Below are 26,126 nucleotides of genomic sequence, written 5' to 3'. Positions count from 1 at the left end.
GGGCGGCGGGAGCCCGCCTACGGTCGGCCGGAGTTTGCGTACGGTCGGCGGGAGCCCGCCTACAGTCGGCTGGAGTCTGCATACGATCAACCGAAGCCCGTCTGGGGTCGACGGGAGCCTGTATGCGGTCGGCGCGATCCTGTCCGCGGTCCATCCCGCTCACTTCAACGCTCCCAGTGTCACCCCGGTCCGCCAGTACCGCCGCATCGCGACCATCACGACGGCCATCGGCACGATCGACAGCAGAGCCCCGGTCAGCACCAGCCCCGTGAGGTCGATGCCCGACTCCATGCGCTTGCCGCTCCAGTTGTACAGGCCCAGGTTGAGGGTCCAGTTCTCCTCGCCGCGCAGGACGGTCAGCGGGAGGAAGAAGGCGTTCCAGGTGTTGACGAAGGCCAGCAGGAACACCGTTGCGCCGCCCGTGGTCATCATGCGCAGCACGATGCTGACGAAGATGCGCAGCTCGCCGGCGCCGTCGAGCCGGGCCGCCTCCAGGAGTTCGTAGGGGATCGTGGCCTCGGTGTAGACCTTGGCGAGGTAGACGCTGAAGGGGTTGATCAGGCAGGGGACCAGCATCGCCCAGGGGGTGTCGACCATGCCGATCGCCGAGAACAGCAGATAGAGCGGCAGGGTGAGCAGGGCGAGCGGGATCAGGAAGGAGCCCACCACGCACGCGAAGACCAGGTTGCGGCCGGGGAAGTCGAAGCGGGCGAGACCGTAGCCGGTGGCGAGCGCGATGAGTGTGCCGCCGAGGGAGCCGACACCGGCGTAGAGCAGGGAGTTGGCGGTCCAGCGCAGGAAGATGCCGTCCTCGTAGGTGAACAGCTGATGCAGGTTGTCCCACAGGTGCCAGCCGGAGAACCACAGGCCGTTGCTCTGGTAGAGGCCGACGCGGTCCTTCGTCGCGGCGATGATCAGCCAGTAGACGGGAAAGAGGCTGTAGACACTGGCCAGCACCAGGCCGATCAGGACGAACCGCTGACCACCCCTGCCGCGGGCGGCCGGGTCGGGGCGGTCGAGCCTGCGCACGGTCCGCCCGCCCCGGGTCTTCGGCGGGTCGTCGGTGAGCGTCATCAGTCGGCCTCCTTCGCGGTGAGCCGGTAGAAGAGGAAGGAGGCGACCCCCAGGATCAGGGCCAGCAGGACGGACAGGGCGGCGGCGTAGTGGTAGTTGCTCGCGTTGAACGCCTGGCTGTAGATGATCATGATGGGGGTGAAGCTGTCGTTGACTGTCTGCGGGGTCACGTTCCGGAACAGGGCGGGCTCGTTGAAGATCTGCAGCATCTGGATGATGGAGAGCAGACCGGTCAGGACCAGCGCCCCCCGGACGTACGGCACCTTGACGCTGCGGGCGATGCGGATCTCGCTCGCGCCGTCCAGGCGGGCGGCCTCGAACAGCTCACGGGGTACGGCCTGCAGCGCGGAGTAGATGATCACCATGTTGTAGCCGATGCCGTGCCAGGTGAGCAGATTGCCGATGGACGGCCACACCAGGGACGGGGCGAAGAAGTTCCAGTCGAACCCCAGGGCCCTGCCCAGCGTGGTCAGCGGGCCGACCTCGGGGCTGTAGAGGTTGATCCACACGATCGCCGCGACCACGCCGGGGATCATGTAGGGGACCAGCAGCATGATCCGGAAGCGGCTCGCCGCACGGGACGCCAGCGTGTCCAGCAGCAGCGCCAGCACCAGACTGGTCAGCAGCATCAACGGGATCTGCACACAGGCGAACAGCACCACGCGCAGGATCGAGCCGAGGAACGCCGTGTCGGTCAGCCCGTGCCGGTAGTTCGCCAGGCCGGCGAACTCGTCCGTGGAGCCGCCGAGGCCGAGCCCGGACTGCTGGGTCCGGTACAGCGACTGATGGACGGCGTAGCCGATCGGGACCAGATACAGGAACACGAAGCCGAGCTGGAAGGGCACCGTGAACGCGGCACCCTTCCAGCGCAGTGAGCGAGTCATCGGTCGGCGCCTCAGCCCTTGACGTTGATGCCGCGGGACTTCAGGTCGTCGACCGTCCACGTCTGCATGTGGGCGAGGAGATCGGTGACCTTCTGCTGCTTGGCGACGACCTTGCCCCACTGGGCCTGCAGCTCGGTGAACATCGCCGTCCAGTCGGGGCCGAAGGTCCAGTCGGTGGTCACGGTGCCCAGGCTGTCCGTGACGATCTTCTTGGCGGGCTCGTAGTTGCCGCCGAGCAGCTTCTCGGAGATCGCCTTGTCGACGTAGTCCGCGCTGTCCGCCAGGCCCGGCATGACACCGCTGCCGGTCTCCGGGTCGGCCATGCTGTCCACCGCCCCCTTGTCCGTGGACAGCCACAGCGCCGCCTCGGCGGCCTGCTTCCGGTACTTGCACTGCGAGGTGACCAGATTGATGTTGGCACTCTGGTTGGTGCCCGCCGGCGTCCTGGCCGCCTCACCCTTGTACGTCGGCCACGGCGACAGCGCCCACTGCCCGAAGGACTTGGTGAAGCTGTTCACCATGCCGCCCATCTGCCAGGTGGAGATCTGCCGGGTGACGGTGCCGGCGTCGTCGTAGTTGCGCTGCAGGGCGGCGTAGTCGGCGAAGGACAGCTTCGAGTTGAGGTCGTCGTCGATGACCTGCTGGATCACCTTGGCGGCCTTCAGACTGCCCTCGTCCTGGAAGTCCACCTTCCAGGAGTCGCCGTCGATGGCGTACCAGTGCGCGCCGGCCTGCATGGCGAGCACCTCCAGGGTGCTGGGGTCCTCACCCGCGTAGTTGGTGATGTGGATGCCGTGCTTCTTCAGCACCTTGCCCGCGGCGATGAAGTCGTCCCAGGTCGCCGGCGGCTTCAGGCCGTACTTCTCGAAGACGTCGGTGCGGTAGACGGTGAAGGCCGGCGCCGCGCTGGTGGGCACCCCGTAGACCTTGCCCTGCACCTGCGCCCCCGCCCACGCGCCGGGAAGGAACGTGTCCTTGCTGGAGCCGACGTACGCGGTGATGTCGGCCAGCGCGCCCTGCGAGACCCAGCTCGTCACGTACTCGGCGGTGTTCTGCAGCAGACACGGCGCGTTCTTCGCCTTGACGGCGTTCGCGAGCTGCTTCTGCATGGTGAGCTGGTCGGTGACCTTCGTGTACTTCAGCTGGACGTCCTTGTGGGAGGCGTTGAACATCTTGACGATCGCCTCCTGGCCGTTCGCCCAGCCCCAGAAGGGGAGGGTGACCGGGCCGGACGCCGAGGAGTCCCCGTCGCCGGAACCGCCGCAGGCGGTGAGCAGACCTGTCAGCGCGAGACCCGCGACGGCGGCGTGGGCGAACCTTCTCCGGGGGCTGGTGGAGTTCATCTGACCGTGATCCTTCGGGAAGTGGGCGTCTCGGAAGAAGCGGAAGCGGCGGCTCGGTACCGGCCGGGAACGGCGGCCGGCACCTCGGCTGCGGCATCGGCTGCGATATCGGCTGCGATATCGGTTCGCGCTCGTGGGGGATCGGCCGAAGCGGAGAGGCGTAGAAACCGGTTGCTGAGGACCGTAGGGCGTGCGGTCCGGGCTTATCAAGGGGCCTGCGGGGAAAAGTTGCTGAAAGGGGGGAGGGGTGTGTGCTGTCTGTGCAGGTCAGGTAGGAGGAACCGTTTACAGGTGGGGTGGTCGTCCGTCGGGTCCGGACGGCCGACGGGCCGGTCAGGCCACGCGTGCCAGGTCGGCGTGGCGGACCTCGTGGGCCAGGGGCAGGCCGCCCGCCAGGCGCTCCAGTTCCTCCACCACGATGAGGCCGAGCCGCCCCAGCTCGTTGCCCAGGGAACCCGCGATGTGCGGGGTCAGGAAGACGTTGGGGAGGCGGTACAGGGGCGAGTCGGCGGGCAGCGGCTCGGGGTCGGTGACGTCCAGGACCGCGTGCAGCCGGCCGGAGACCAGCTCGTCGGTGAGCGCCGCATGGTCGACGAGCGCCCCGCGGGAGGTGTTGATCAGCACACCGCCGTCGCGGACCAGGGCGAGACGGGAGCGGTCCAGCAGGTGACGGGTCTCGGGGATGTCGGGCGCGTGCAGACTGACGATGTCGCTGGACCGCAGCAGGTCCTCCAGGGAGACGAGTTGGGCGCCGAGCGCGGCGGCCTCGGCGACCTCCACGTACGGGTCGTGCAGGAGGACCTCGAAGTCGTACGGCCGCAGCAGTTCGAGCAGGCGGCGGCCCACCCGTGAGGCTCCGATGACGCCGATACGGCGGCCCAGGTTGCCGGTGGCGGCCGTCTCGGCGTGGGTGGGCTGGGCGTGGGTGCGGCGGTAGCGCTCACGGTGGACGAAGGCGTCCTTCCCCGTCAGCAGGATCATCGCGAGCGTGTACTCGGCGACCGGCACGGCGTTCCCGGTGACCGCGCTGGACACCGCCACCCCGCGCGTCCACAGGGCCTCGCCGACCAGTGAGCGCACCGACCCGGCGGCGTGCAGGACCGCGCGCAGCCGCGGCGCCGCGGCGAGTGCCTCCGTGTCGAGGTGGGGGCAGCCCCAGCCGGTGATCAGGACATCGGCGCCGGCCAGTGCCGACGCGGCGGCCGGATCGGCGAGGTCCCGTACGACGAGGGCGGGGTCGATCTCGGCCGTCCGCCGGAGCCGGGCCAGGAGCGGAGCGGGGAACAGCAGGGGGAGATGCACCGGATCCATGGCGAACACGGCCCTGGGGGGCTGGGCGCTGGGCATGACTCTCCTGGGAAGCGTAGGAAACGTTTTCTGAAAGCGTTTCTACCGTAGGTCCGCCTCGGATGCAGGGTCAATCGGTCGGGGCTGATCACTCCGGGGGAAATCTTTCGGGCGGTTTCCTCGATAAAAGGCCATTACAGGGCGGTTGTTGGCACCCGGGGAGGAATGGGGAGACGCCTGTGATCGCGGTGCGGCGGTCGGGCGGCCGCGACCGATTGCCGGGGCGCCTCCGAAAGTCGGGCCGAGTGACAGGGGCGGGGCGAAGGGTGCTGGGCGGTGGTGCCGCTCGGGCCCGATCCAGGACTGTGCGCAGCTCAGAAGGGGTGCGCAAGGATGCCGGCGCACAGCTGGCGGGTGGCGTGGGCTCGTTGGCCGCCCGTGCGCAGAGTTTTCGAAACTCCGCGAGGGCCCTTGACGTGCCCCGCCGAGCGGCCCAAGCTCTGGCCACCTGCTCATGGCAACCGGTTGCCATCGGTTGCCGCCCGTCGCTCCCCACTTCCCGGCGACGTCGTCAGCCCCGGGCGACGCCGTCCGTCTCCCACGCGAACCGTCGCCACCCGGTAACCGTTTCCCCCGCCCCTCTGCCCTGTCGCAAGGAGTCACGCATGGATACGCCCCTGTCCCGCCGCACCGCCCTCCAGGCCGTCGGAGCCACCGCGCTCGCCGCCGGACTGTCCGGCGGCCTGACGGCCACGGCGGCGCACGCGGACGACGACCTGTCCGCCCCGAAGCTGGTCACCTACCCGCGCCCCGCCGCCGTGCCCACCAACACCAGCTTCAGGGTCCGGGTCCGCACCGCTCCCGACGGCGCATGGCAGACCCTCGACGTCTACCGGCCGCAGCTCGAGGAGATCAACCCCACCACCGGTTCGGGCAAGGTCTACAACTCCTCGATGGTGTACTTCGACTTCCAGGGCTCGGTCGAGATCGAGGTGACCTACCTCAAGGGCGGCACCACCACAGCCCGGGTGAGACCGGACTCGTACGGCATCACGCCCGAACTCGGGGGCGACACGCTGGTGTTCACACTCGACGAGCCCAAGGACCTGGTCGTCCAGATCAACGACGAGATCTTCGACTGCCTGCACGTCATCACCAACCACGTCGACCACCACGCGTGCGCGGCCGACGACCCCGACGTCATCTACTTCGGCCCCGGCCTGCACACCGTCACCGGAGGCACCCTCACCGTCCCCAGCGGCAAGACCGTCCACCTCGCCGGCGGCGCGGTGCTGAAGGCGACGGTCCTCTTCAAGGACGTGGAGAAGGCGGCCCTCAAGGGCCACGGCATGATCTGGGCGAGCCCCGGCCAGGGCGTGCTGTGCGAGGGCAGCACGAACATCCGCGTCGAGGACGTCATCATCATGAACCCCGGGAACTACATCACCACCCTCGGCGAGGCCCGCAACGTCCGCATGAAGAAGGTCCGCGGCTTCAGCTCCAAGGGCAACGGCGACGGCATCGACATCTTCTCCTCCGGCGACGTCGTCCTCGACGGCTGCTTCCTGCGCAACTCCGACGACTGCGTCGCCATCTACGCCCACCGCTGGGACTACTACGGCGACACCCGCGACATCACCGTCCAGAACTGCACCCTGTGGGCCGACGTCGCCCACCCCGTCAACATCGGCACCCACGGCAACACCGACGCCCCCGAAGTCATCGAGAACCTGCTCATCAAGAACATCGACATCCTCGACCACCGCGAACCCCAGATGAATTACCAGGGCTGTATCGCCCTCAACCCCGGCGACTCCAACCTGATCAGGAACGTACGCATCGAGGACGTACGGATCGAGGACTTCCGCTGGGGCCAGGTCCTCTACATGAAGGTCATGTACAACACGAAATACAACACCTCGGTCGGCCGCGGCATCGAGAACGTCTACATCAAGAACCTCACCTACACCGGCACCCACGCCAACCCCTCGCTCTTCCTCGGCTACGACGCCGACCACGCCATCAAGAACGTCACCTTCGAGAACCTGGTGATCAACGGGGTCGTCATCGCCGACTCGATGAGGAAACCCACCTGGTACTACACCACCGACGCCATCCAGTGGTTCTCCAACGAACACGTGACGAACCTGAGGTTCCTCACGACCGCCGAGGCCGAGGCAGCCGCCCAGTGAGCCCCCTCAGCCGCCGCGGCCTCCTGAAGTCCTCCACGGCACTGCTGCTCGCCGGGGGCGCGGGCACCCTGTTCCCGCCCGAGGCCCACGCGGCGGCGGACGGGACGGAGAGCGGGCCGGCCTTCACCTTCACCCACCCCGGGCTGCTGCACAGCGCGGCCGATCTCGCGCGGATGAAGGCGGCGGTCGACGGTAGACAATCGCCTGTCTACGAAGGTTTTCTCGCGCTGACCGCACACAGTCGATCGAAGACCGCATACACCATCCTGAACACCGGCCAGATCACCTCCTGGGGCCGCGGCCCCGCCAACTTCCAGAACCAGGCCGTCGCCGACTGCGCCGCCGCCTACCAGAACGCCCTCGTCTGGTCCCTCACCGGCGAACGCGCCCACGCCGACAAGGCCCGCGACATCCTCAACGCCTGGTCCGCCTCCCTCACCATGGTCACCGGCGCCGACGGCCCCCTCGGCGCCGGACTCCAGGCCTTCAAGCTCGCCAACGCCGCCGAACTCCTGCGCCACACCGGCTACGACGGCTGGACGGACTCCGACATCGCCCGCTGCGAACGCTCGTTCCTCGACGTGTGGTATCCGGCGATCTCCGGCTACATGCTCTACGCCAACGGCAACTGGGACCTGACCGCCCTCCAGTCCGTCCTCGCCATCGCCGTGTTCTGCGAGGAACGCACCCTCTTCGAGGACGCCCTGCGCTACGCCGCCGCCGGCACCGGCAACGGCAGCGTCCCGCACCGCATCGTCACCCCCGCCGGCCAGGGCCAGGAGTCCGGCCGCGACCAGGGCCACGAACAACTCGCCGTCGGGCTCCTGGGCGACGCCGCCCAGGTCGCCTGGAACCAGGGCGTCGACCTGTGGGGTGACGACGACCACCGCGTCCTCGCGGGCGCCGAGTACGCCGCCCGCTACAACCTCGGCGGCGACGTCCCCTTCACGCCCGACCTCGACCGCACCGGCAAATACCTCAAGACCACCGTCTCCGCGACCGCCCGCGGCACCCTCCCCCCGATCTACGAGATGTACTACGCCCACTACACCGGCGTCCGCGGCCTCGACGCCCCGCAGACCGAGGCCGCCGTCTTCCGGGGCGCCGGCGGCACCCGCGTCATCGAGGGCGGCAACGACGACCTGCCCGGTTTCGGCACCCTCACCTACGCCGGCGCCACCGCACCCTCGCCCACCCCGCCGACCGCCCCCGCGGGGGTCACCGCGGTCGGCGGCGACAGGGGCGTCACCGTGAGCTGGCTGCCGTCGGCGTGGGCGAGCACGTACACGGTCCGCCGGGCCACCTGCCCCGAGGGGCCCTACGAGGAGATCGCGCCGACGGTCGACGGAACATCGCATACGGACGACAGCGGACACCCCGGCCGGACCTACCACTACACCGTCACCGCCACGAACTCCCTCGGCGGCAGCGCCGCCTCGGCCATCGCCTCGGCCGCCGCCGGCCTGCCCGCCCCCTGGGCGACCGCCGACACCGGCACCGTGCGCATCCCCGGCTCGGCCGTGTTCGACGGCGAACGGTTCGTCCTGGAGGCGAGCGGTACCGCCGACACCTACCGCCTCGCCCACCTCCCGCTGCGCGGCGACGGCACGGTCACCGCCCGGATCGTCTGGCCGCTCAGCTCCCAGTACTCCAAGATCGGCGTCACCGTCCGCGCCTCCCTCGACGCCGCCGCGCCGCACGCCTCGATGCTCGTCCAGGGCCTGCCGCTGCACACCTGGAGCGGAGTGTGGACCGTACGACCGTCCGCCGGCGCCGCCCTCTCCGCCACCGGCAGCACGCCCGTGCCCCCGTCCCAGCAGGAGGCGATCACCACCAAGGCCGCGTTCCCGATCTCCAACCTCGGTCTGCTGCCCGAGTCGGCGACACCGCTCGAAGCGCCGTACGTGGAGGGGGCGGGGGACGGATACCGGCTGCGGGCCCCGTACTGGGTGCGGGTGACCCGTAAGGGGAGGCGGTTCACCGGCTCCCTCTCCGCCGACGGTATGCAGTGGACGGTCGTCGGTACGACCGAGGTTGACGGTATACCGCACCTTGCCTACGCCGGCCTCGCCCTCACCTCGTCCCTCGGCGTCGACCAGGACTACGCCGAAACCGGCACCGGCGCCTTCGACAACGTGAGCGTGACCGGCCCCGCCGGAGACGTCTGGCGCACCCCCCGTCCCACCCGCACCGCCACCGACCTGCGCGCCACCCCCGACACCGACGGCGTCCGGCTCACCTGGACCGACCCCGACCTCTCCGCCCGCTACACGGTCCTGCGCGCCGCCCGCCCCCACGGCCCCTACCGCGCCCTCGCCACCACCGTCGGCCCGGTCGGTTTCGGCACCCGTATCCGGTACACCGACGCGACCGGCACACCCGGCACCACCTACCACTACGCCGTGGCCAAAACCAACTGCGCGGGCAGCGGCCCCCGTTCGGACCGGATCAGTGTCGTCGCCCCGACGCCCACCGACCCGGCGGGCGAGGCGACCGTCTCCGCGGACGCGCCGCCCGCGGACCTTCCGCAACCGTGGACCAGCGGCGACCTCGGGGACGTGATCCTCGACCGGAGGGACCACGGCACCCTCGGAGTCGTCGCCGTCCTCACCCCCGGCAGCACCACCTTCGACGACGGGACCTTCGCCGTCAGCGGTGCGGGCGTCGATCTCAACGTCAACTCACAAGGAATGACAGGACAGTTCGTCCGGCGCACCGTCACCGGGGACTGTGAGATCACCGCCCGGCTGCTCTCCCGTGACGGCGCCACGGCGGACCGGGTGGGGCTGTTGATGACCAAGTCCCTCTCACCGTTCGACCAGGCGGCCGGAGTGATCGTCACCGGCGGCAGCATCGCCGCGCTCATGCTGCGGCCGACGGTGGCAGGCGCCTCGGTCTTCTCCGGGACGACCACCGTCCCACTTCCCCTCCTAGTGCGGCTGAAGCGCACCGGGACCGCCTTCGCCGCCTCCGTCTCCACCGACGACGGCGTCACCTGGACCCCCCTCGCCGAGGGCTCGGTCCCCACCTTCGGTGACGCCCCCTACCACGTGGGCCTGGTGGTCTGCTCCCGCAGCCAGACGGCCCTCGCCACCGCACGGTTCGGCGAGGTGATCGTCACCTCGCCGTAGACACGGGGATCCCCCACGGGTCCCCCACGATGGGAGCCGCACCCCATGAGCCGTACCTCCCCCCACCCACCGCACCACCATCCGGACGACGTGAGCCGCCGCGCTCTGCTCAAGACCGCCGGAGGTCTCACCGCGGCCCTCGCCCTCGGCGCGGGGGCCGCCGCGCCGGCCGGCACCTCCGCCGCCGCGCCCGCCGCCTTCGCCCACCCGGGCATGCTGCACAACGCGGGTGACCTCAACCGGGCCAGGGTCGGGGTCGCCGCGGGCACCGAACCCTGGCTCTCCGGCTGGAACAGGCTGACCGCCAACTCCCACGCGCAGTCCACCTGGACGCCCCGGGCGACGGCCACCGTCGTCCGGGGCGGCACCGGAGAGAACTACGGCCTCCTCTACCACGACATCGCCGCCGCCTACCAGAACGCCCTGCGCTGGCGCGTCGGCGGCACCGAGACCCATGCCCAGTGCGCCGCGAACATTCTCAACGCCTGGGCGAGAACGCTGACTTCGGTCACCGGCAACGCCGACCGGTTCCTCGCCGCCGGCATCTACGGCTGGCAGTTCGCCAACGCCGCCGAGCTCATGCGGGATCACGACGCCTTCGACCTCGCCGCGTTCCAGAGCATGATGGAATCCGTCTTCTACCCGCTCAACAACAACTTCCTGACCCACCACAACGACGCCTGCGTCACCAACTACTGGGCCAACTGGGACCTGTGCAACACGGCTTCCGTCCTGGCCATCGGCATCCTCAACGAGGACTCCGCCAAGTACGACCAGGCCGTCACCTACCTGAAGTCCGGGGCGGGCAACGGCTCGATCGCGCACGCCGTGCCGTACCTGCACACCGACGACGACGGTTACGCGCTCGGCCAGTGGCAGGAGTCCGGCCGCGACCAGGGACACACCGTCATGGGCATGGGGCAGTCGGGCGCGATCTGCGAGATGGCCTGGAACCAGGGCGAGGACCTGTACTCCTACGACAGCCGCCGCTTCATGAAGGCCGCCCAGTACGTCGCCAAGTACAACCTCGGCGGCGACGTCCCCTTCACGACCTACACCTGGGGCAGCGGACAGAACTGCGCCCAGCAGTCCCAGACCGCGATCTCCGCCGTCTCCCGGGGCCAGGTCCGCCCCGTCTGGGCGATGCTCCACCACCACTACAACCGGCGCCTGTACCTCGACGACCCGTACATCTCCCGGATGTGCCTCTCCGTCGCCCCCGAGGGCGGCGGCGGGGACTACGGGTCCACCAGCGGCGGCTACGACCAGCTCGGTTTCGGCACCCTCCTGTACGCCACATAGCCCTGTCACAGGCTCGTGCACCGGAATACCCCGCCCGGGTGTGGTGCTCTGGTACTACCGGTGCACGAGCGCGGCGAAGGGCTGGTGGGCAGATGACGGCAGACCGGACGACCCCCGCGGCTGAAGGCCGGCAGGACCCCGACCCGGTCGTGGGAACCCCCTACGGGGCCGTGCGCGGACGGTACGAGCACGGCATCGCCGTCTTCCGGGGCATCCCCTACGCGGCACCCCCCTTCGGCCCCCGCCGATTCCGGCCGCCCGAGCCGCCCGAGCCCTGGGACGGGGTGCGCGACGCGGGCGCCTTCGGACCCACGCCGCCGAAACCGCCGTACTCGGAAGCCTTCGCCCAGTACCTGTCCGACCCCGTCCTGCCCGGCGACGACTGCCTCAACCTGAACGTCTGGACACCCGACCCCGGCCCCGGCGCCCGCCTCCCCGTCCTGGTGTGGCTCCATGGCGGCGCGCTGACCAGGGGTTCCTCCGCCGTGCCCGTGTACGACGGCCGGCACTTCGCCCGCGACGGCGTCGTCTTCGTCTCGATCAACTACCGGCTCGGCGTCGAGGGCTACGGGTTGTTCCCCGACGCCCCCGCCAACCCAGGCCTGCGCGACCAGCTCACCGCGCTCGAGTGGGTCCACCGGTCCATCGGGGCCTTCGGCGGCGACCCCGACAGGGTCACCCTGGCCGGACAGTCCGCCGGCGCCATCAGCGTCGGCGCCCTCATCGCCGCCCCGCAGGCCCAGGGCCTGTTCCGGCGGGCCGTGCTGCAGAGCGGGCCCCCGGAAACCTTCGAACGCGACAAGGTACGCCGCATGGTGCGCCGTACGGCCACCCGGCTGAAGATCCCCGCCACCGCCGAGGCCTTCGCCGCCGTCGACCGTGAGCTGCTGCTGCGCACCCAGGCCGACGTCGGCCGTCTCAGCAGCCCCGTCCTCGGCGGCCCCGCCTTCGGCATCGTCGTCGACGGCGACCTCGTCCCGCGTGACCCGCTCGAAGCCCTCGTCGGCGGCGAGGCCGCCCCCGGAGCCGACCTCCTCCTCGGCTGGACCCGCGACGAGTACCGGCTCTGGCTCGTGCCGGGCGGACTGCTCGAACGCGTCGACCGGCTCGGCGCCGTCGCCCTCGCCGGCGCCATGGCCCGCTGCCACTGCGGCCACGAGGTGCCCCGCGGCTACCGCACCCTGCACCCCGAGGCCGGCACCGCCGAGATCGTCGGCCAGATGGTCACCGATCATCTGCTCCGCCTGCCGATGCACCGCCTGGCCGACGCCCGCCCCGGGACCTCGTACGTCTACGAGTTCGCCTGGCCCTCCCTCCGCCCCGGCCTCGGCGCCTGCCACGCCCTCGAACTCGGCTTCGTCTTCGACACCGGCCACACCCCGGAATCCGCGAAACTCGCCGGAGAGGACGCCCCGCAGGACCTGGCCGACGCGATGCACTCGGCGTGGGTGCGGTTCGTCGCGACAGGCGATCCGGGATGGGAGGCGTGGGACGAGCGGCATCCGGTGCGGGTGTTCGGGGCAGCGGCGGAGGTCGGGCCGGAAGCACCGCCGCCGGTGCCGGATCCGATATCCGGCATGGTGTATGCAGCCGACCGCGGATCGCATACCGCCTACGGCCCCCGCGACGCCGAGCTGTCCCTCTGGACCTCCGCCCCCCAGGCTCCCACCCCCCGGACTCCTGCCCCCACCTCACCCGACACCCCGACCACACCCCCCGCCCCTCTCCCCGGTGGCGGCCGGATCATCCGCACCACGGAACTCAGATCAGCCGTACGCCGTCTGCGCCGGACCGGCGGAGTCCAGCGCGACTGACCCCGCCGCCGCCGGATCACCCCCTCACCTCCCCGCTGTCGACCCCCTGCCCACCCCCGCCACCGAGTCCCGTACCACCACATGGGTCCCCAGCAGCAGATGCTCGCCGGGTGCGTCGGGGGCGCGGCCGAGGACGGTGCGTACGGCGAGGCGGCCGAGTTCCTCGTAGGGGACGTGGACCGTGGTCAGCGCGGGGTGCAGGTCACGGGCGAAGGGGATGTCGTCGTAGCCGGCGAGGGAGACGTCGCCGGGGACGTCGAGGCCGGCCTCGTGCAGGGCGGTCAGGGCGCCGGCCGCGACCATGTCGGTGGCGGCCACGACCGCGGTGAAGTCCAGACGGCGGTCGAGGGCCTGGCGGAGCAGGCGGTGGCCGGTGTCGCGCGTGAAGTCGCCGTGCAGGACCAGCGCCGGGTCGACCTCGACGCCGCGGGCCCGGTGGGCCTGGAGGTAGCCGTGTTCGCGGCCGAGTGCCGTGGTGTGGTCCGGCTTGCCGCCGAGGAACAGCACCCGGCGGTGGCCCCGGGCCAGCACATGGGCGACGAGGGCGAAGGCGCCGCCCTCGTTGTCGTACTCGACGACCGTGACCGGCGCGCCCGGCCCGAGCGGAGGGCGCCCGCACAGCACGAGCCGGGAGCCCGCCGACGCCAGTGAGTCGGCCATGCGGCGGGTGCGGGCGCGGTACTCGGGGGTGTCGGCGCCGCCGCCGACCAGGATCACGGCGGTGGCCCGCTGGGCCCGCATCGTCTCGACGAAGTCCAGCTCGTGGCGTACGTCGCCCTCCGTGCTGCACACCAGGCACAGATGGCCGAGCCGGTGCGCCTCGCGCTCGACGCCGTGCGCCATGTGGGCGAACGAGGGCCCGGTGATGTCCTCCAGCACGAACGCCAGCGTGGGTGTCCCGGCCCCGGCGACCGCCTTGGCGCGCGCGTCGGCGACATAGTCCAGTTCGCCGACGGCCCGCAGCACCCGGGCGCGGGTCTCGGCGCTGACCGGATACACCCCGCCGAGCACCCGCGACACGGTCGACGCGGACACCCCCGCCCGGGCCGCCACGTCACGGATGGTGCTGCCTGCGGCGTCCGCGCTCTTTCTCGTCATCCCGCCCCTCCCCTTCGGAAACACCGGCAGCAACCGGTTTCCACGAGCGGAGGCTAGCAGTGTCGGCGTCCCCGGGCGGGAGGAACTACGCCGTTCCCAGGGTCCGGGCGATCGACGCCACCGCCTCCGGGCCCACCCGGCAGCAGCCGCCGATCAGCCGTGCGCCCGAGTCCCGCCAGCCGAGGACCTGCGCCGGGGCGAAGGAGGAGCGGCCCTTCCAGGCGCGGGCCCCGGCGTCCCAGGCCTCTCCGCTGTTGGGGTAGACGACGACCGGCTTGCCCGTGACCCGGGCGGCGGTCGCGACGGCGGCGTCGACGTCCTCGGGGGCACAGCAGTTGACGCCGACCGCGATCACCTCGTCGACCTCGGCTGCCAGGGCGAACGCCTCGTCCAGTGGCTGGCCGGCCCGTGTGCGCTCACCGTCGACGGTATACGAAAGCCAGGCGGGCACGCCGAGCCCGCGCACCGCCCGCAGCAGTGCCTCGGCCTCGTCGGCGTCGGGCACGGTCTCCAGTGCCAGCACATCGGGCGCGGCGGCGGCGAGGACCTCCAGCCGGGGCCGGTGGAAACGTTCCAGCTCCGCCACGCTCAGCCCGTAGCGGCCCCGGTACTCGGAGCCGTCCGCGAGCATCGCGCCGTAGGGCCCCACCGACGCGGCCACCCACAGTGGCCGGGTGATCCCCTTGTCCCGGGCCTGGTCGGCGGCCTTCCGGGCCAGTTCCACGCTCAGCGCCAGCAGCCGGGCCGCCTCCTCCCGGGAGATGCCGCGCTTGGCGAAGCCCTCGAAGGTGGCCTGGTAGCTGGAGGTGATCGCCACGTTCGCGCCCGCCTCGAAGTAGGCGAGGTGCGCCTCGGTGATCGCCTCGGGCCGTTCGGCCAGCAGCCGCGCGGACCACAGCTCGTCGCTCAGATCGTGGCCGGCGGACTCGAGCTGGTTGGACATGCCGCCGTCGAGGACGACGGTTCCGGAGGCGAGGGCCCCGGCGAGCGGGACGGCGTACGGGGAAGGGGTGTCGCTGGTCATGCCACGACGCTAGTCGAAGGGACGGCGCGGCGGCCCGCCCCGTCCATCCCCTGAGCGGATCGCCCACGATGTGGGAGGGCGTCCCGCCGGCGTGGGCGGATGCGGTCCGACATCGCCCTCGCCCACGCCGCTCGTGGGGGCCGGCCAGGACCCGGGCTCCTGCCGCCGCCGCGAGCGCCGAAGCCGGCGAACTGCTCGGCGCCCCGCCGGATCCGTCCGGCTCACCCCCCTCACGCACAACCCGATGAACGGGGTCACCGGCGGCGTCTGGACCGTCTCGGCCGAGGACGGTTCGGCGGTGCTCAAGCTGCTCACCCGCGCCAAGGAGACGGACGGGCCCTCGGCGCCGTGGACGACCCGAGGCACTGGAACGACCGGCGGGGCGCGAGGCCGAGGTCCAACCGACGGACTCGACCTCCGGGCGGCCCCTCCCTCCCCGGTGCCCCACCGGCCTCGACGTACGCCCGCCCCTACGCGGCGTGCCGTCCTCCTCCTCGGCGGGGACGGGCCCGGCGACGCAGTGCCATCGGCATTCCGAGCCCCGCGAGCAGCCCCGCGGCCAGCACATACGGCCACCACCCCATCCCGCCGCCCATCCCGGAGTTGGCGCTGCGGGTCCGGGCCATCACGTCTCCGGAGGAACCCGACGCACGGGCGGCGGAGGGCGAGGAGCTCGCGGGGTCGGCGGTGAGGACCACGTCGTTGCCGTCGCCGCCGCGGTAGCTGATCCGGTAGACGGTGTCGGCGAGTCGCACCCGGGCGCCCTCGCGCAGCCCTTCGAAAGTGCCGGAGACCGTGCCGCGCCCGGTGTGGTCGAGGACGGTGATCTCCTTCGCCCCCTTCTGCGACTCCGCCCCCTCCCCGGACTTCGCCCACGTCGCAAGATCGAGCCCTCCGCTCAGCCGCACCCGGCCGCCCACCTTCAACGGCGCCGTGCCCAGCACGAGTTGGCCCTCAGCGCTCTGGCTGTAGTCACCGCTCACCGTCAACGCGCCAGCCACCACACCTGCGTTGGTCACGGACCCCTGCACCGTGCCCTTGCCGTCGAGCGTGCTCATCACCCGCAGCGCTGAGCCGCCCGTGTCCAGTCGCGCTCCCTTCGAAGTGAGCCGCACCGCACGGCTGTTGGCGAGGCTTGCCCCGTCCCGCAGCGCGAGGGTCCCCTTGCGGACCGTCGTCGTACCGGTGTACGTCACGGACGTGCCGGTGAGGGTCGTGGTCGCGGCACCGGACTGGACGAGTGCGCCGCTGCCGCCGATCCCCGACAGGGAGATCGGTGTGCGGGTGTTCCGTACGACGAGCGTCCCGTCGTTCACGATCCGCCGCCGGGCGGTGCCGGTGAGCAGGGAGCCGTCCCCGCCCGCCGCCCCCGAGCCCAGTCGCAGTACCGCGCCCTTCTCCACGGTCGTGGAGCCGTCGTAGTGCTGGGCGGCCGCGAAGGTGACGTCGTTGCCCTTGGTGCCGGCGATGACGACGTCCCCGGCACCGGGCGCGGCGAGGGTGTCGTGGTACTGGCCGCCGCCGATCGGGGCGCCGAGCGTCACCGGCCCGTCGTAGTCGAACGTCAGCCGGGACCGGCGTCCGCTGCGCTCGTGCAGGTTGATGTAGACGGTGTCCTTGGTGCCCGGCATGAAGATGCGATGGGTGGTGCCGTCGCCCCACTGGACGTCCGCGCCCTCGATGTTGGTGCCCCGCTTGTTCAACTGATGGGCGATGGCACGCCAGTTGAGGCCGGGGACGCTCAACGACGGGTTCGTGTCCCCGCCCCGGTCGCTGTAGCTGTACTGCCCGGTGAGGACGACCTTGCTGCCGGGCCGGGTGTGGACGTTCACGTCGCTGCCGTACTCGCGCTGGTAGAAGTCCTGGCGCAGGGTGATCGTCTGGTTCAGCGGGGTGTCGATGATCCATGAGCCCTGGTTGAGGATGGCGCGGGCGTTGGGCAGCGCCACCGGGTACTCGGGGCGGCCGACGGCCATTTCGGTGCCGTTGTCGATCACCCCGGAGAAGGGGTGGGTGCCCGCCAGGTCGAGGGTGCCCCACATGTTGCGGGGCTGGGTGACCAGTCCGGAGCCGCTGATCGTGCCGATGTTGAAGGTGCGGGTGAGCGAGAGGCGCAGGGTGCCGTCGACGCGGATGTTGAGCTGGTTGAGCCGGTATCCGGGGGTGTCGTAGGGGAAGTGGCCGATCAGTCCGGTGCCGCCGCCGGTGCCGTACTGCAGGGTGGTGCCGCGTTCGACCGTGATCGCGGGCGGGTCGGGGCGGGTGACCGTGGTGTACGGGTGGTTGCCGCCCTGGGTGCGCACCACCTGTTGCTGCCGGGCCTTCGGCAGGGTGAAGTCGCTGTCCCGGGTGAGGATCAGCGTCCCGCCGCCGCGGACGGTGAGCGTGCCCTCGCCGCGCAGGACGCCGTTGTACGTCGTCGTCCCGGAGGGCACGCTGATCAGCGTGTCGCCGGTGAGGGTCACGTCGCGGTTCGCGAGCACGTCGGCGGTGACGTCCCGGAGGCCTGCGGCCACGGCCGGGGGAGCGGTGGCCAGGAGGGCGGCGACGGCCGCGAGGGCGGCGACGGCCGCGCTGGAGGTGTGGAGGGGGCTGCGCACGGTTCGGAGACGGTCCGGGGCCACGGGCGATAACAGAAATTCGCGACCCCGCCGGAAACGTCCGGGTCCCGCCCCACCCGCTCCGGAAAAGGCTTTCTGTCAAGTCCCGTCAGACCCGTTGACCTGCTGGTAACACACCCTTACCTTTTCGGCGTTCGTCATTCCACATGTTGTTCGCCGTCCCGAACGCACCTGTGCTCTGTGAAGGTGGTCGTTCCCCGAGAGGTTTCCCCATGAGACGTGTGTACGCCACCCTGCTCGCCCTCTGTCTGGCGCTGATCGGCGCCCTCGCCACCGCCGGTCCCGCCCAGGCCGCGGCGGTGACCGTCCCGAACGGAGTCCAGTTCACCGACACCTCCGGCGCCGTCGTGCACGCCCACGGCGGCGGGGTCATCAAGGTCGGCAGCTACTACTACTGGTTCGGTGAGGACCGCAACGCGGACAACACCTTCCGGTACGTGGACGCCTACCGCTCCACCGACCTGAAGAACTGGGAGTTCAGGAACCATGTCCTGACCCAGTCCAGCGCCTCCGAGCTCGCCACCGCCTACATCGAGCGGCCCAAGGTCATCTACAACGCCTCCACCGGCAAGTTCGTGATGTGGATGCACAAGGAGAACGGCACCGACTACAGCGAGGCCCGCGCGGCCGTCGCCGTCTCCGACACCGTCGACGGGACCTACACCTACCAGGGCAGCTTCCGCCCCCTCGGCTCCTACATGTCCCGTGACATCACCACGTTCGTCGACACCGACGGCACCGGGTACATGATCTCCGCCGCCAACGAGAACTACGACCTGCACATCTACCGGCTCACCGCCGACTACACGGCCATCGACAGCCTGGTCGCCAACCCCTGGGCGGGCGGCCACCGTGAGGCGCCGGCCCTCTTCAAGCGCAACGGCGTCTACTTCATGCTCACGTCGGGCGCGACCGGCTGGAACCCCAACCAGCAGCAGTACGCCACCGCCACCAGCCTGTCCGGCCCCTGGACGTCGATGACGAACGTCGGCGACTCCACCGCCTACGGCTCCCAGACCGCCTACGTCCTGCCGATCCAGGGCACTTCGGGGACCTCCTACCTCTACATGGGCGACCGCTGGGGCAACTCCTTCAGCGGCACCGTCAACGACTCCCGTTATGTGTGGCTGCCGTTGACCTTCCCGACCTCGACGACGCTGTCCATGTCCTGGTACCCGGAGGTCACCGTGGACACGTCCGCCGGGACGGTCACCGGCACCAGCGCCACCTACAACACGCTGATCGCCCGGCACTCCGCCAAGTGCGCCGACGTGACCAGCCAGTCGCTGTGGCAGGGCACCCAGATCAAGCAGTACACCTGCAACGGCGGCAACAACCAGAAGTACTGGTTCAAGTCGGTCGGCAGCGGCTACTACCAGCTCGTCGCCCGCCACAGCTCCCTGTGCGTGCAGGAGAACACGAGCACCGTCAGCCAGGAGAACTGCGACTCCTCCGCCACCACCCAGCAGTGGTCCGTCACCGCCGGCGGCAGCTACGTGAACATCAAGTCCCGGGCGAGCGGCAAGTGCCTCGACGTGAGCGGGGCGTCCACCGCCAACTCGGCCGCCGTCATCACGTACACGTGCAACAGCGGTACGAACCAGCAGTGGACGCAGGGCTCATGACGTGACGTCAGGCGAGCAGGTCGATCGCGTCGATCGACGTGCCCGCGCTGAGGAAGGACGTCGTCCCCGAACCGCTCGCCACGTAGATCTTCAGCTGGTTGTAGGCGCTGGTGTCCGTCAGCCAGGCCGACGCCGGGACGCTGTAGGTGAACGTGTAGTTGTTGCCCCGGTAGGAGCCCACGGTCAGCGACCGGGTGCTCGGCTGGGTGGGCGGGGAGGGGACGGCCGACGTCCAGGTGTCGTTGACGACGATCTGCGGCCGGCCGTTGGCGTAGGCCGTCGTGACGCCGATGCGCAGGGTGTGCGCGGCGGCGGCCTGGGCGGCGGTCAGCCGGAAGTGGACGATGATGCCGCTGTTGACGTCCTTCCACAGATAGCAGGGGAAGGCGGACGTCTCGGTGCCGCTGCCGACGACCACGTTGCCGGTCCAGGCGGCGGCGCGGACGTCGGAGGGGTGTGCGTACGTCATCAGGTCGGCGTTCTTGAAGCCGCCGGGCGTGCCGTTCCAGTCACCGATCCGCCAGATCGCGCCCGCGTTGCTCGGATCGTTCGAGGAGGGGATGGCGATCGTGTTGAGGGTGGTCGTCCCGCCGGCGGACACGGTCACCTGTGTACTGTATACAGCCAACTCGCCTTTGTAGACCGTCAGCGTGTACGTCCCCGGCAGCGCCCCGCCGAGGGAGAAGTACCCGTCCGAGGCCCGCGCCGAGCCCCAGTACTGGGCCGCCGGGTTGGCGAGCCCCACCGTGTACGGGTACGCCGTGTCGCGCCCGCTGATGCCGACGCCCGCCACCCGGCCCCGGCCGCTCGCGGCCACGTACCCGGAGATGCCGAGGGAGTCCGCCCAGGACGTGGTGAGGGTGCCGGGGTAGAGGGACGAGGAGGGCGCGCCGCCGTCCGTGAAGGCGATGACGTAGGGGCCCTGGAGGCCGAAGCGCTGGGCCTCGGTCTGGTTCTCGCCGTAGTAGAGGATCTCGTAGAGGCCGCCGCCGTCGGCGCTCTGGTGACGCAGCAGGGAGCGGTAGAAGGGGCCGCCGGAGGCCTTCTCGTGGTTGCTGCGGACGATCCACAGGCCTACGGATCCCGTGGACCATCCGACGTAGTCGTAGTCGATCGCCCGCACCTTGGAGTAGTGCTTGGAGCGGGTCTGGCCGTCGGACTTCGCGAACACGTCGGAGGCCTCGATGGTGGAGGACGTGTAGGTGTAGGAGTCGGGCTCGTCGTTGAGGAACAGGCCCTTCTTCACGCGCACGATGTAGCGGGTGGCCGAGACCGAGCTGTCGGCCTTGTTGGTCCACAGGTAGACGTTGTTCTCGCCGCTGCGGGCCGCGTAGTAGTGCCTGAGCGTGCCGTAGGTGACCGAGATCAGGATCGTCGAACCGGACTGACCGATCGTCACCGTGGAGGTGCCGAGGCCGGATTCGATGTGGGAGTTCTTGCCGTCGTAGCCCTGGTACTCGGTGCCCTTGTAGACCAGCGAGGTCAGGTCGCCGTTGGTCTTGCTGACCTTGAAGACCAGGCTCGCGCCGGTGTCGACGACGTAGTTCGAGCCGTCGTCGCTCCAGCCGAAGCTCGCCGCGGAGGCGGCAGGGGCGAGCGGGCCGGTGAGGGCGGCGGTGCCGGCGGCGGCCGCGGCGGACAGGACGAAGGTACGGCGTCGGACCGGGTGGCTGTCGGATCCGGACATGGGGGGAGCCTCCTTCGGGAGGTGTGGGGTGTGCGGGTGTGGGAGAGAGTGACAGTTGAAACGATTTCGCGAAAGGGCTTTCACTGGCGGGAGGTTGGCAATCTTGTGAAATCGGTCCAAGGTCTAGAAAGCGCTTGCCAGAGGCGGTACGGTCCAGCCGCCAGGACTGCCGACGTGACGGAGGAGCCCCGAGTGAGACGTTTCACCATCGCCGTGCCGGCGGCGCTGACGCTGACGGCCGTTCTGACGGCCGTCCCCGCCCCAGCCCAGGCGCACGAGCACCGGCCCGAGCCCCTCGGCATCGACCACTGCACCGCCACCGCCTGCCACTTCGACGTCCCCGCCGGCACCTACGACGTCCGGGTCGTCCTCGGCGGCGACGCCGACTCCAGCACGTCCGTCAGCGGGGAGACCCGCAGAGCGCTGCTCGCCGAGACCGCGGTCCCGGCCGGCGCACGCGAGGTCCGCAGCTTCACGGTGAACGTCCGCACCCCCGAGGGCGAACCGACGGGCGCCGAGGGAACTCCCGGACTGGATCTGTCACTCGGCGGCTCCGCACCCGCCCTCGCGGACATCCGGGTCACCCCCGCCCGGCACGCCCGGCAGATCTTCCTCGTGGGCGACTCCACCGTGTGCGACCAGCCCGGCGACCCCTACACCGGCTGGGGCCAGGAGCTGCCGCAGTACCTGCGCCGGGGCGTCTCGGTCGCCAACTACGCGGACTCCGGCGAGAGTACGGTCACCTACCTGCAGAACCCGCAGCTCTGGGCCACCGTCCAGCCCCTGATCCGCCCCGGCGACCTGGTCCTGATCCAGCTCGCGCACAACGACAAGACGACCGACGAGGTGACGTACCGCACGAACCTCGAGACACTGGTGGCGGGGGTACGGGAGAAGGGCGGCAGGCCGGTCCTCGTCACCCCCATCGTGCGCCGCTGGTTCAACGCCGACGGCACGCTGAACAACGGAACGGCCCTGCTGGTCAACGGACTCGGCGTCGACCACCCGGCCGTGATCCGCTCGGTCGCCGCCGACCGGGACGTACCGCTGATCGACCTCACCGCCCGCACCAAGGCGCTGGTGGAGTCCCTGGGCGTCGATGGCTCCAAGGCGCTCTACCTGTACAACGAGAAACGCGACAACACGCACACCTCCGTGCACGGAGCCACGGTCTACGCGGGCCTGGTCCGCGACGAACTCGTCGCCCGGCATCTGGTGCCCCGGGGCACCGTGCGGGTGGGATGAACTCCTGGGGGCGCCCCGACCGGAACCGGGACGCCCCCAGGGCCTGACCCCCACGGGATCAGGGGCCGCACGGCTCCGAACCGGCCGGGACCAGGACCCGCCCAGCCACGACCCGCCGCGTGCCGAGAGAGAGACCGCCGATGCACCTGCCGCCGCCCGACCCCGCCCGCAGCCCCCGCACCGGCTTCACCCGCGCCCACTGGGAGGCCGCCGCCGACGCCCTGCTGGCCGCGGTGGAGCCGTACGCAACCGAGGACAGGGCCCTCTATCACGTCCCCGGCGACCGGCAGAGCTGGTCCGGCCGTCTCTCCGACGGACTGGAGGGCTACGCCCGCACCCTGCTCCTCGCCGCCTTCCGCCGCGACGAGACGGCCCTGCAGCGGTACGCGGACGGACTCGCGGCCGGAGTCTCGGGTGCCTGGCCCCGCATCGAGGACCGCGGTCAGCCGCTCGTCGAGGCCGCGTCGATCGCGCTCGCGCTGCGGCTGACCCGCCCGCTGCTCTGGGACCGCCTGGACGACTCCGTACGGCAGCGGGCCGCGGCCTGGCTCGGTGACGCCCTGACGGCCGAACCCTGGCCGTGCAACTGGGAGTTGTTCCCCGTCACGGTCGGTGGCTTCCTCCAGGAGATCGGGCACGAGACCGAGGCGTCCGGGAAGGCGGTCGACCGCGGACTGGAGCGGATCGAGCAGTGGTACGTCGGCGACGGCTGGTACACGGACGGCGACGGCCGGAAGTACGACTACTACAACGGCTGGGCGATGCACCTGTATCCGGTGCTGCACGCATGGCTCGCGGGCGACAGTCGACTGCTGACCGTATACGGTGAACGGTTGGCGGCCCACCTCGCCGACTACGCCCGCCTGTTCGGCGGCGACGGCGCCCCGATGCACCAGGGCCGCTCCCTCACCTACCGCTTCGCGACCACCGCGCCCCTGTGGCTGGGCGCCCTCACCGGCCACACCCCGCTGCCGCCCGGCGAGACCCGCCGACTGGCCTCGGGCGCGCTGAAGTACTTCCTGGACCGGGGCGCCGTCGACGCACGCGGACTGCTCACCCTCGGCTGGCACGGCCCCGACCCCACCGTCCTCCAGGGCTACTCGGGCCCCGCCTCCCCCTACTGGGCGAGCAAGGGGTTCCTGGGCCTGCTGCTGCCGCCGGACCACGAGGTCTGGACCGCGGTGGAGGAACCCGGCCCGGCGGAACGGGAGGACGCGGTGACGGCGGTCGCCGCGCCCAACTGGCTGCTGCAGTCGACCCGTGCGGACGGTGTGGTCCGGCTGCACAACCACGGCAGCGAGGACGTCCGCTACGACCCGTACTACACGCGGCTGGCGTACTCGACGGTGACGGCGCCCGCGGCGTCGTACGACAACAGTGTGATCGTCGGGGGAGACCCGGGACGTACGGGTATCCAGCCGCTGGGCGCCGGGGACGGCTGGGTGGCCTCGCGGCACACCGTGGGGGGCGGGGTACGGGTCACCAGTGTCGTCCTGGCGCACGGCGCGACGGAGGTGCGGGCCCATCTGGTGACGGGGGCGGAGCCCGGGACGCCGGTGCGGGTGACGGGGTGGAGCGCCGGGGACGGACTGCGGGCGGAACTCGTCGCGGCCCACGGTCTGGAGGCCGTTGCCGACGACTCCTCCACCTCCTCGCTCGCAGGTACGACGGGAGACGGCTCCACCCTCTTCGTGGCGCTCGCCCGGCTCACCGCCGCACCGGAAACCGTCCCCCTGGAGGAGACGGTTTCCGTACGGGCGGACGGACCGGACGGGATCCGGGTGCGCTGGAGCGGTGGCCCCGAGATCCGGGTGACCCTGTCGGGGGACGCCGTACGGGTCAGGGCTTGAGGCGCGCGATCCGCAGGGTGGTCGTGGTCGGCGAGGCACCGGTGAGCGGCTTGGCGTAGGCCGGCGTCACGGGGGCGTACGCCCAGATCAGCGTGGAGTCCTTGAGGACCGCGATGTCACCGCTGATCCGGGTGCTCACCACCTTGTCCGCGCTCTGGAACGCGCCGGTCCAGTCGATGAGCCGCAGATGGGTGCCGGTGAAGGTGCCCGTGCAGGTGCCGGCGGCGCACTTGGCGTTCTTCAGGGACTCCCAGGACACCAGGAGCCGGTCCTTGCCGTACGGGGCGAGGTGGACGTTGACGTTCTCCGTGCCGGCCGCGCTCGTGAGGTAGACCGCCTTGCCGGGGCCGGAGTTGCGGTTCTTCATGAAGGCCACGGCGACCTGGTGGGTGCCGGTCTTCGGCTTGACGGTCCAGCCGCGCCCGCTGGAGTCGTCCGGGTTCTTCTTCGCGGAGGCGGCCCCGCGCGAGGCGAACGCGGTGGCGTACCGGCCGGTGGAGGACTTCACGAGGTCGCCGGTACGGCCCGGGAACGTGCCGCCGCAGTAACCGGCCCAGCACTGCTCGCGCTGCACGACCGGAGCGACGTCCGGAGCGCCGATCTTCGTGGACACGAACAGCCCCGAACGCCAGTCGTCGAAACACAGGGAGGTGAACGCGCCGGTGGTCTCGGCGTGCAGCGCGATGCCCTCGTTGTGGCTGCAGCCCCAGTCCCAGCCGCCGCCCAGCTTGGCGCCCTTGGCGCTGACGTACTGCAGTTTGTCGCCGAAGTGCCCGTCGGCGAAGCCGCCGGCGCCGTGCACGACGAAGTACGCGCCGTACTTGGTGCCGTTCCAGGTGAGCTGGCCGTCGAGGCCCGGAGAGGTGTCGTTCGACGCGGTGCCGGTGAGCTTGGTGCGGAAGGTCTGCTTGCCGCCCGTGTACCGGATGATCGCGGCCGCCGTCTCCTTCCACTTGTTGGTGTCGGAGACACGGGTGAGCAGCGCGAAGCCGTTGTTGTGCGCGACCAGGCCGCCGACCTCCTTGGCCCCCTTGACGACCGTGTCCGCGCCCGAGCGCTTCCCGGCGGCGGTCAGCGGGGTGACATGGATACCGTCCGCGGCGGGCCAGGCCACCCGCAGGGTGCCGTTCGGGGCCACCGCGGTCGTCGTCCGGGTCCACTCGCGCGTGTTGTTGTACCCGGCCGACAGGTAGGGGAACTTGGCGGTGAGGGCCACGGCGGTGGTGGTGGGGGTGAGGTTCGCGGCGGTGGCGGGCGCGGCCCCGGCGGTGGCGTACCACGCGCCGGCGAGCACCCCGGCGGCGGCCAGGGCGCCGATCGCGGGCTTGCGGGCCGCGCGGATGCGGCGGTGGCGCGTTGTGCGTCGTGCAGATGTCATGGCCTGTTGTCGCCACGGGGCCGGAAAGGGTTGCCGGGGAAGAGAGGAATTCCCGCCACGGGAGGGTGCGACGGGAGTGCCGGGCTTTCGGGGCCGGTGTTTTTCGCGTTGCCGCGGATCACGGTGTGCACAACAATCCCCGCATGACTTCTGCCATCCGTCATGTGACGATCGACTGCTCCGACGCCTACGCCCTCGCCGGCTTCTGGTCCGAGGCGCTCGGACTGCCCCGCCACGAGGACGACAAGCCCGGCGACGAGGAGGCGCTGATCGCGGGCGCGGGACTGCTCTTCGTGACCGTGCCGGAGGCCAAGACTGTCAAGAACCGGGTGCACTTCGACCTCCAGCCGCAGGACCGCACGCGGGAGGAGGAGGTCGAGCGGCTGCTCGCCCTCGGCGCCACACTCGTCTCCGACATGCGCAGGTCCGACGGCACGGGGTGGGTCGTCCTCGCGGACCCGGAGGGCAACGAGTTCTGCGTGGAGCGCGCCGAGTCGGAACGGGCCGCCACCGCCGCGGGCTGAGCGACGCCGGACGGCCGTGGCGCGGCCGACGCGAAGGGATCGGGCCC

The 26,126-nt window shown here is 70.9% G+C and carries 17 protein-coding genes; 8 read left to right on the top strand and 9 right to left on the bottom strand.

Translation table 11 applies throughout. From position 1 onward, the window contains the following. Positions 1-159: 159 nt before the first annotated feature. From OG852_RS12630 to OG852_RS12615, 4 genes are all read right to left on the bottom strand, one after another. Positions 160-1,074, bottom strand: a complete 915-nt coding sequence (locus OG852_RS12630) for a carbohydrate ABC transporter permease (protein ID WP_330347974.1) — start codon at positions 1,072-1,074, stop codon at positions 160-162. Next, on the bottom strand, positions 1,074-1,958 hold the full coding sequence (locus tag OG852_RS12625; protein WP_330347973.1) for a carbohydrate ABC transporter permease: 885 nt from the start codon (positions 1,956-1,958) through the stop codon (positions 1,074-1,076). The genes OG852_RS12630 and OG852_RS12625 overlap by 1 nt, the downstream gene beginning before the upstream one ends. 11 nt (positions 1,959-1,969) lie before the next feature. Then, entirely contained in the window at positions 1,970-3,301 is a 1,332-nt protein-coding gene (locus OG852_RS12620; protein ID WP_133914524.1) for an ABC transporter substrate-binding protein, read from the bottom strand. A 333-nt stretch (positions 3,302-3,634) separates the two neighbouring features. Further along, a complete protein-coding gene (locus tag OG852_RS12615; protein ID WP_208117234.1) occupies positions 3,635-4,648 on the bottom strand; it encodes a hydroxyacid dehydrogenase in 1,014 nt (337 codons plus the stop codon). 605 nt (positions 4,649-5,253) lie between these two features. On the opposite strand from OG852_RS12615, the gene OG852_RS12610 reads away from it, so the two are divergent. The 4 genes from OG852_RS12610 to OG852_RS12595 all read left to right on the top strand — a co-directional run bounded on the left by OG852_RS12610 (position 5,254) and on the right by OG852_RS12595 (position 13,027). Next, complete coding sequence (locus OG852_RS12610; protein WP_330347972.1) at positions 5,254-6,780, top strand: glycosyl hydrolase family 28 protein; 1,527 nt, start codon at positions 5,254-5,256, stop codon at positions 6,778-6,780. Beyond that, positions 6,777-9,911, top strand: a complete 3,135-nt coding sequence (locus OG852_RS12605; RefSeq protein WP_330347971.1) for an alginate lyase family protein — start codon at positions 6,777-6,779, stop codon at positions 9,909-9,911. The genes OG852_RS12610 and OG852_RS12605 overlap by 4 nt, the downstream gene beginning before the upstream one ends. A 45-nt stretch (positions 9,912-9,956) precedes the next feature. Then, a complete protein-coding gene (locus OG852_RS12600) occupies positions 9,957-11,213 on the top strand; it encodes an alginate lyase family protein (RefSeq protein ID WP_330347970.1) in 1,257 nt (418 codons plus the stop codon). Between the two features lie 92 nt (positions 11,214-11,305). Next, positions 11,306-13,027, top strand: a complete 1,722-nt coding sequence (locus OG852_RS12595) for a carboxylesterase/lipase family protein (protein WP_330347969.1) — start codon at positions 11,306-11,308, stop codon at positions 13,025-13,027. A gap of 24 nt (positions 13,028-13,051) precedes the next feature. Here OG852_RS12595 and OG852_RS12590 read toward each other — a convergent pair whose 3' ends face one another. From OG852_RS12590 to OG852_RS12580, 3 genes are all read right to left on the bottom strand, one after another. Further along, positions 13,052-14,125: a LacI family DNA-binding transcriptional regulator gene (locus OG852_RS12590; protein ID WP_133914519.1), complete on the bottom strand. Its 1,074-nt coding sequence runs from the start codon at positions 14,123-14,125 to the stop codon at positions 13,052-13,054. An 85-nt stretch (positions 14,126-14,210) separates the two neighbouring features. Then, positions 14,211-15,149, bottom strand: coding sequence for a homocysteine S-methyltransferase (mmuM, locus tag OG852_RS12585; RefSeq protein WP_133914518.1), 939 nt, complete (start codon positions 15,147-15,149; stop codon positions 14,211-14,213). A gap of 470 nt (positions 15,150-15,619) precedes the next feature. Further along, positions 15,620-17,749 (bottom strand): autotransporter, encoded by a 2,130-nt coding sequence (locus OG852_RS12580; protein WP_133914517.1) that lies wholly within the window; start codon positions 17,747-17,749, stop codon positions 15,620-15,622. A gap of 233 nt (positions 17,750-17,982) precedes the next feature. On the opposite strand from OG852_RS12580, the gene OG852_RS12575 reads away from it, so the two are divergent. Next, entirely contained in the window at positions 17,983-19,395 is a 1,413-nt protein-coding gene (locus tag OG852_RS12575; protein WP_133914516.1) for an RICIN domain-containing protein, read from the top strand. Between the two features lie 7 nt (positions 19,396-19,402). On the opposite strand, the gene OG852_RS12570 is transcribed toward OG852_RS12575, so the two are convergent. Continuing rightward, positions 19,403-21,082 carry a rhamnogalacturonan lyase B N-terminal domain-containing protein gene (locus OG852_RS12570; RefSeq protein ID WP_133914515.1) on the bottom strand — a complete coding sequence of 560 codons (1,680 nt, stop codon included), beginning with the start codon at positions 21,080-21,082 and terminating at the stop codon, positions 19,403-19,405. 192 nt (positions 21,083-21,274) lie between these two features. On the opposite strand from OG852_RS12570, the gene OG852_RS12565 reads away from it, so the two are divergent. Both OG852_RS12565 and OG852_RS12560 read left to right on the top strand, forming a co-directional pair. Continuing rightward, a complete protein-coding gene (locus OG852_RS12565) occupies positions 21,275-22,327 on the top strand; it encodes a rhamnogalacturonan acetylesterase (RefSeq protein ID WP_330347968.1) in 1,053 nt (350 codons plus the stop codon). Between the two features lie 140 nt (positions 22,328-22,467). Continuing rightward, on the top strand, positions 22,468-24,177 hold the full coding sequence (locus OG852_RS12560) for a DUF2264 domain-containing protein (RefSeq protein WP_133914513.1): 1,710 nt from the start codon (positions 22,468-22,470) through the stop codon (positions 24,175-24,177). Here OG852_RS12560 and OG852_RS12555 read toward each other — a convergent pair. Then, the gene (locus OG852_RS12555) at positions 24,167-25,555 is read right to left on the bottom strand and encodes a hypothetical protein (RefSeq protein ID WP_330347967.1); all 1,389 of its coding nucleotides are present in this window, start codon (positions 25,553-25,555) and stop codon (positions 24,167-24,169) included. The genes OG852_RS12560 and OG852_RS12555 overlap by 11 nt on opposite strands. A gap of 143 nt (positions 25,556-25,698) precedes the next feature. Between OG852_RS12555 and OG852_RS12550 the strand changes: the two genes are divergently transcribed. Next, positions 25,699-26,079 (top strand): VOC family protein, encoded by a 381-nt coding sequence (locus OG852_RS12550; RefSeq protein ID WP_330347966.1) that lies wholly within the window; start codon positions 25,699-25,701, stop codon positions 26,077-26,079. Positions 26,080-26,126: the final 47 nt, after the last annotated feature.

The organism is Streptomyces sp. NBC_00582 (assembly GCF_036345155.1).
Lineage (GTDB): Bacteria > Actinomycetota > Actinomycetes > Streptomycetales > Streptomycetaceae > Streptomyces.
The sequence above is the reverse complement of the archived record's forward strand: the minus strand, read 5'-3'. Positions and strand labels throughout refer to the sequence as shown.

Excerpts from the sequence above, each read along its gene's own strand:
- OG852_RS12630 (WP_330347974.1), bottom strand. The coding sequence starts at position 1,074 with ATGACGCTCACCGACGACCCGCCGAAGACCCGGGGCGGGCGGACCGTG.
- OG852_RS12625 (WP_330347973.1), bottom strand. The coding sequence starts at position 1,958 with ATGACTCGCTCACTGCGCTGGAAGGGTGCCGCGTTCACGGTGCCCTTC.
- OG852_RS12620 (WP_133914524.1), bottom strand. The coding sequence starts at position 3,301 with ATGAACTCCACCAGCCCCCGGAGAAGGTTCGCCCACGCCGCCGTCGCG.
- OG852_RS12615 (WP_208117234.1), bottom strand. The coding sequence starts at position 4,648 with ATGCCCAGCGCCCAGCCCCCCAGGGCCGTGTTCGCCATGGATCCGGTG.
- OG852_RS12610 (WP_330347972.1), top strand. The coding sequence starts at position 5,254 with ATGGATACGCCCCTGTCCCGCCGCACCGCCCTCCAGGCCGTCGGAGCC.
- OG852_RS12600 (WP_330347970.1), top strand. The coding sequence starts at position 9,957 with ATGAGCCGTACCTCCCCCCACCCACCGCACCACCATCCGGACGACGTG.
- OG852_RS12595 (WP_330347969.1), top strand. The coding sequence starts at position 11,306 with ATGACGGCAGACCGGACGACCCCCGCGGCTGAAGGCCGGCAGGACCCC.
- OG852_RS12590 (WP_133914519.1), bottom strand. The coding sequence starts at position 14,125 with ATGACGAGAAAGAGCGCGGACGCCGCAGGCAGCACCATCCGTGACGTG.
- mmuM (WP_133914518.1), bottom strand. The coding sequence starts at position 15,149 with ATGACCAGCGACACCCCTTCCCCGTACGCCGTCCCGCTCGCCGGGGCC.
- OG852_RS12575 (WP_133914516.1), top strand. The coding sequence starts at position 17,983 with ATGAGACGTGTGTACGCCACCCTGCTCGCCCTCTGTCTGGCGCTGATC.
- OG852_RS12570 (WP_133914515.1), bottom strand. The coding sequence starts at position 21,082 with ATGTCCGGATCCGACAGCCACCCGGTCCGACGCCGTACCTTCGTCCTG.
- OG852_RS12560 (WP_133914513.1), top strand. The coding sequence starts at position 22,468 with ATGCACCTGCCGCCGCCCGACCCCGCCCGCAGCCCCCGCACCGGCTTC.
- OG852_RS12555 (WP_330347967.1), bottom strand. The coding sequence starts at position 25,555 with ATGACATCTGCACGACGCACAACGCGCCACCGCCGCATCCGCGCGGCC.
- OG852_RS12550 (WP_330347966.1), top strand. The coding sequence starts at position 25,699 with ATGACTTCTGCCATCCGTCATGTGACGATCGACTGCTCCGACGCCTAC.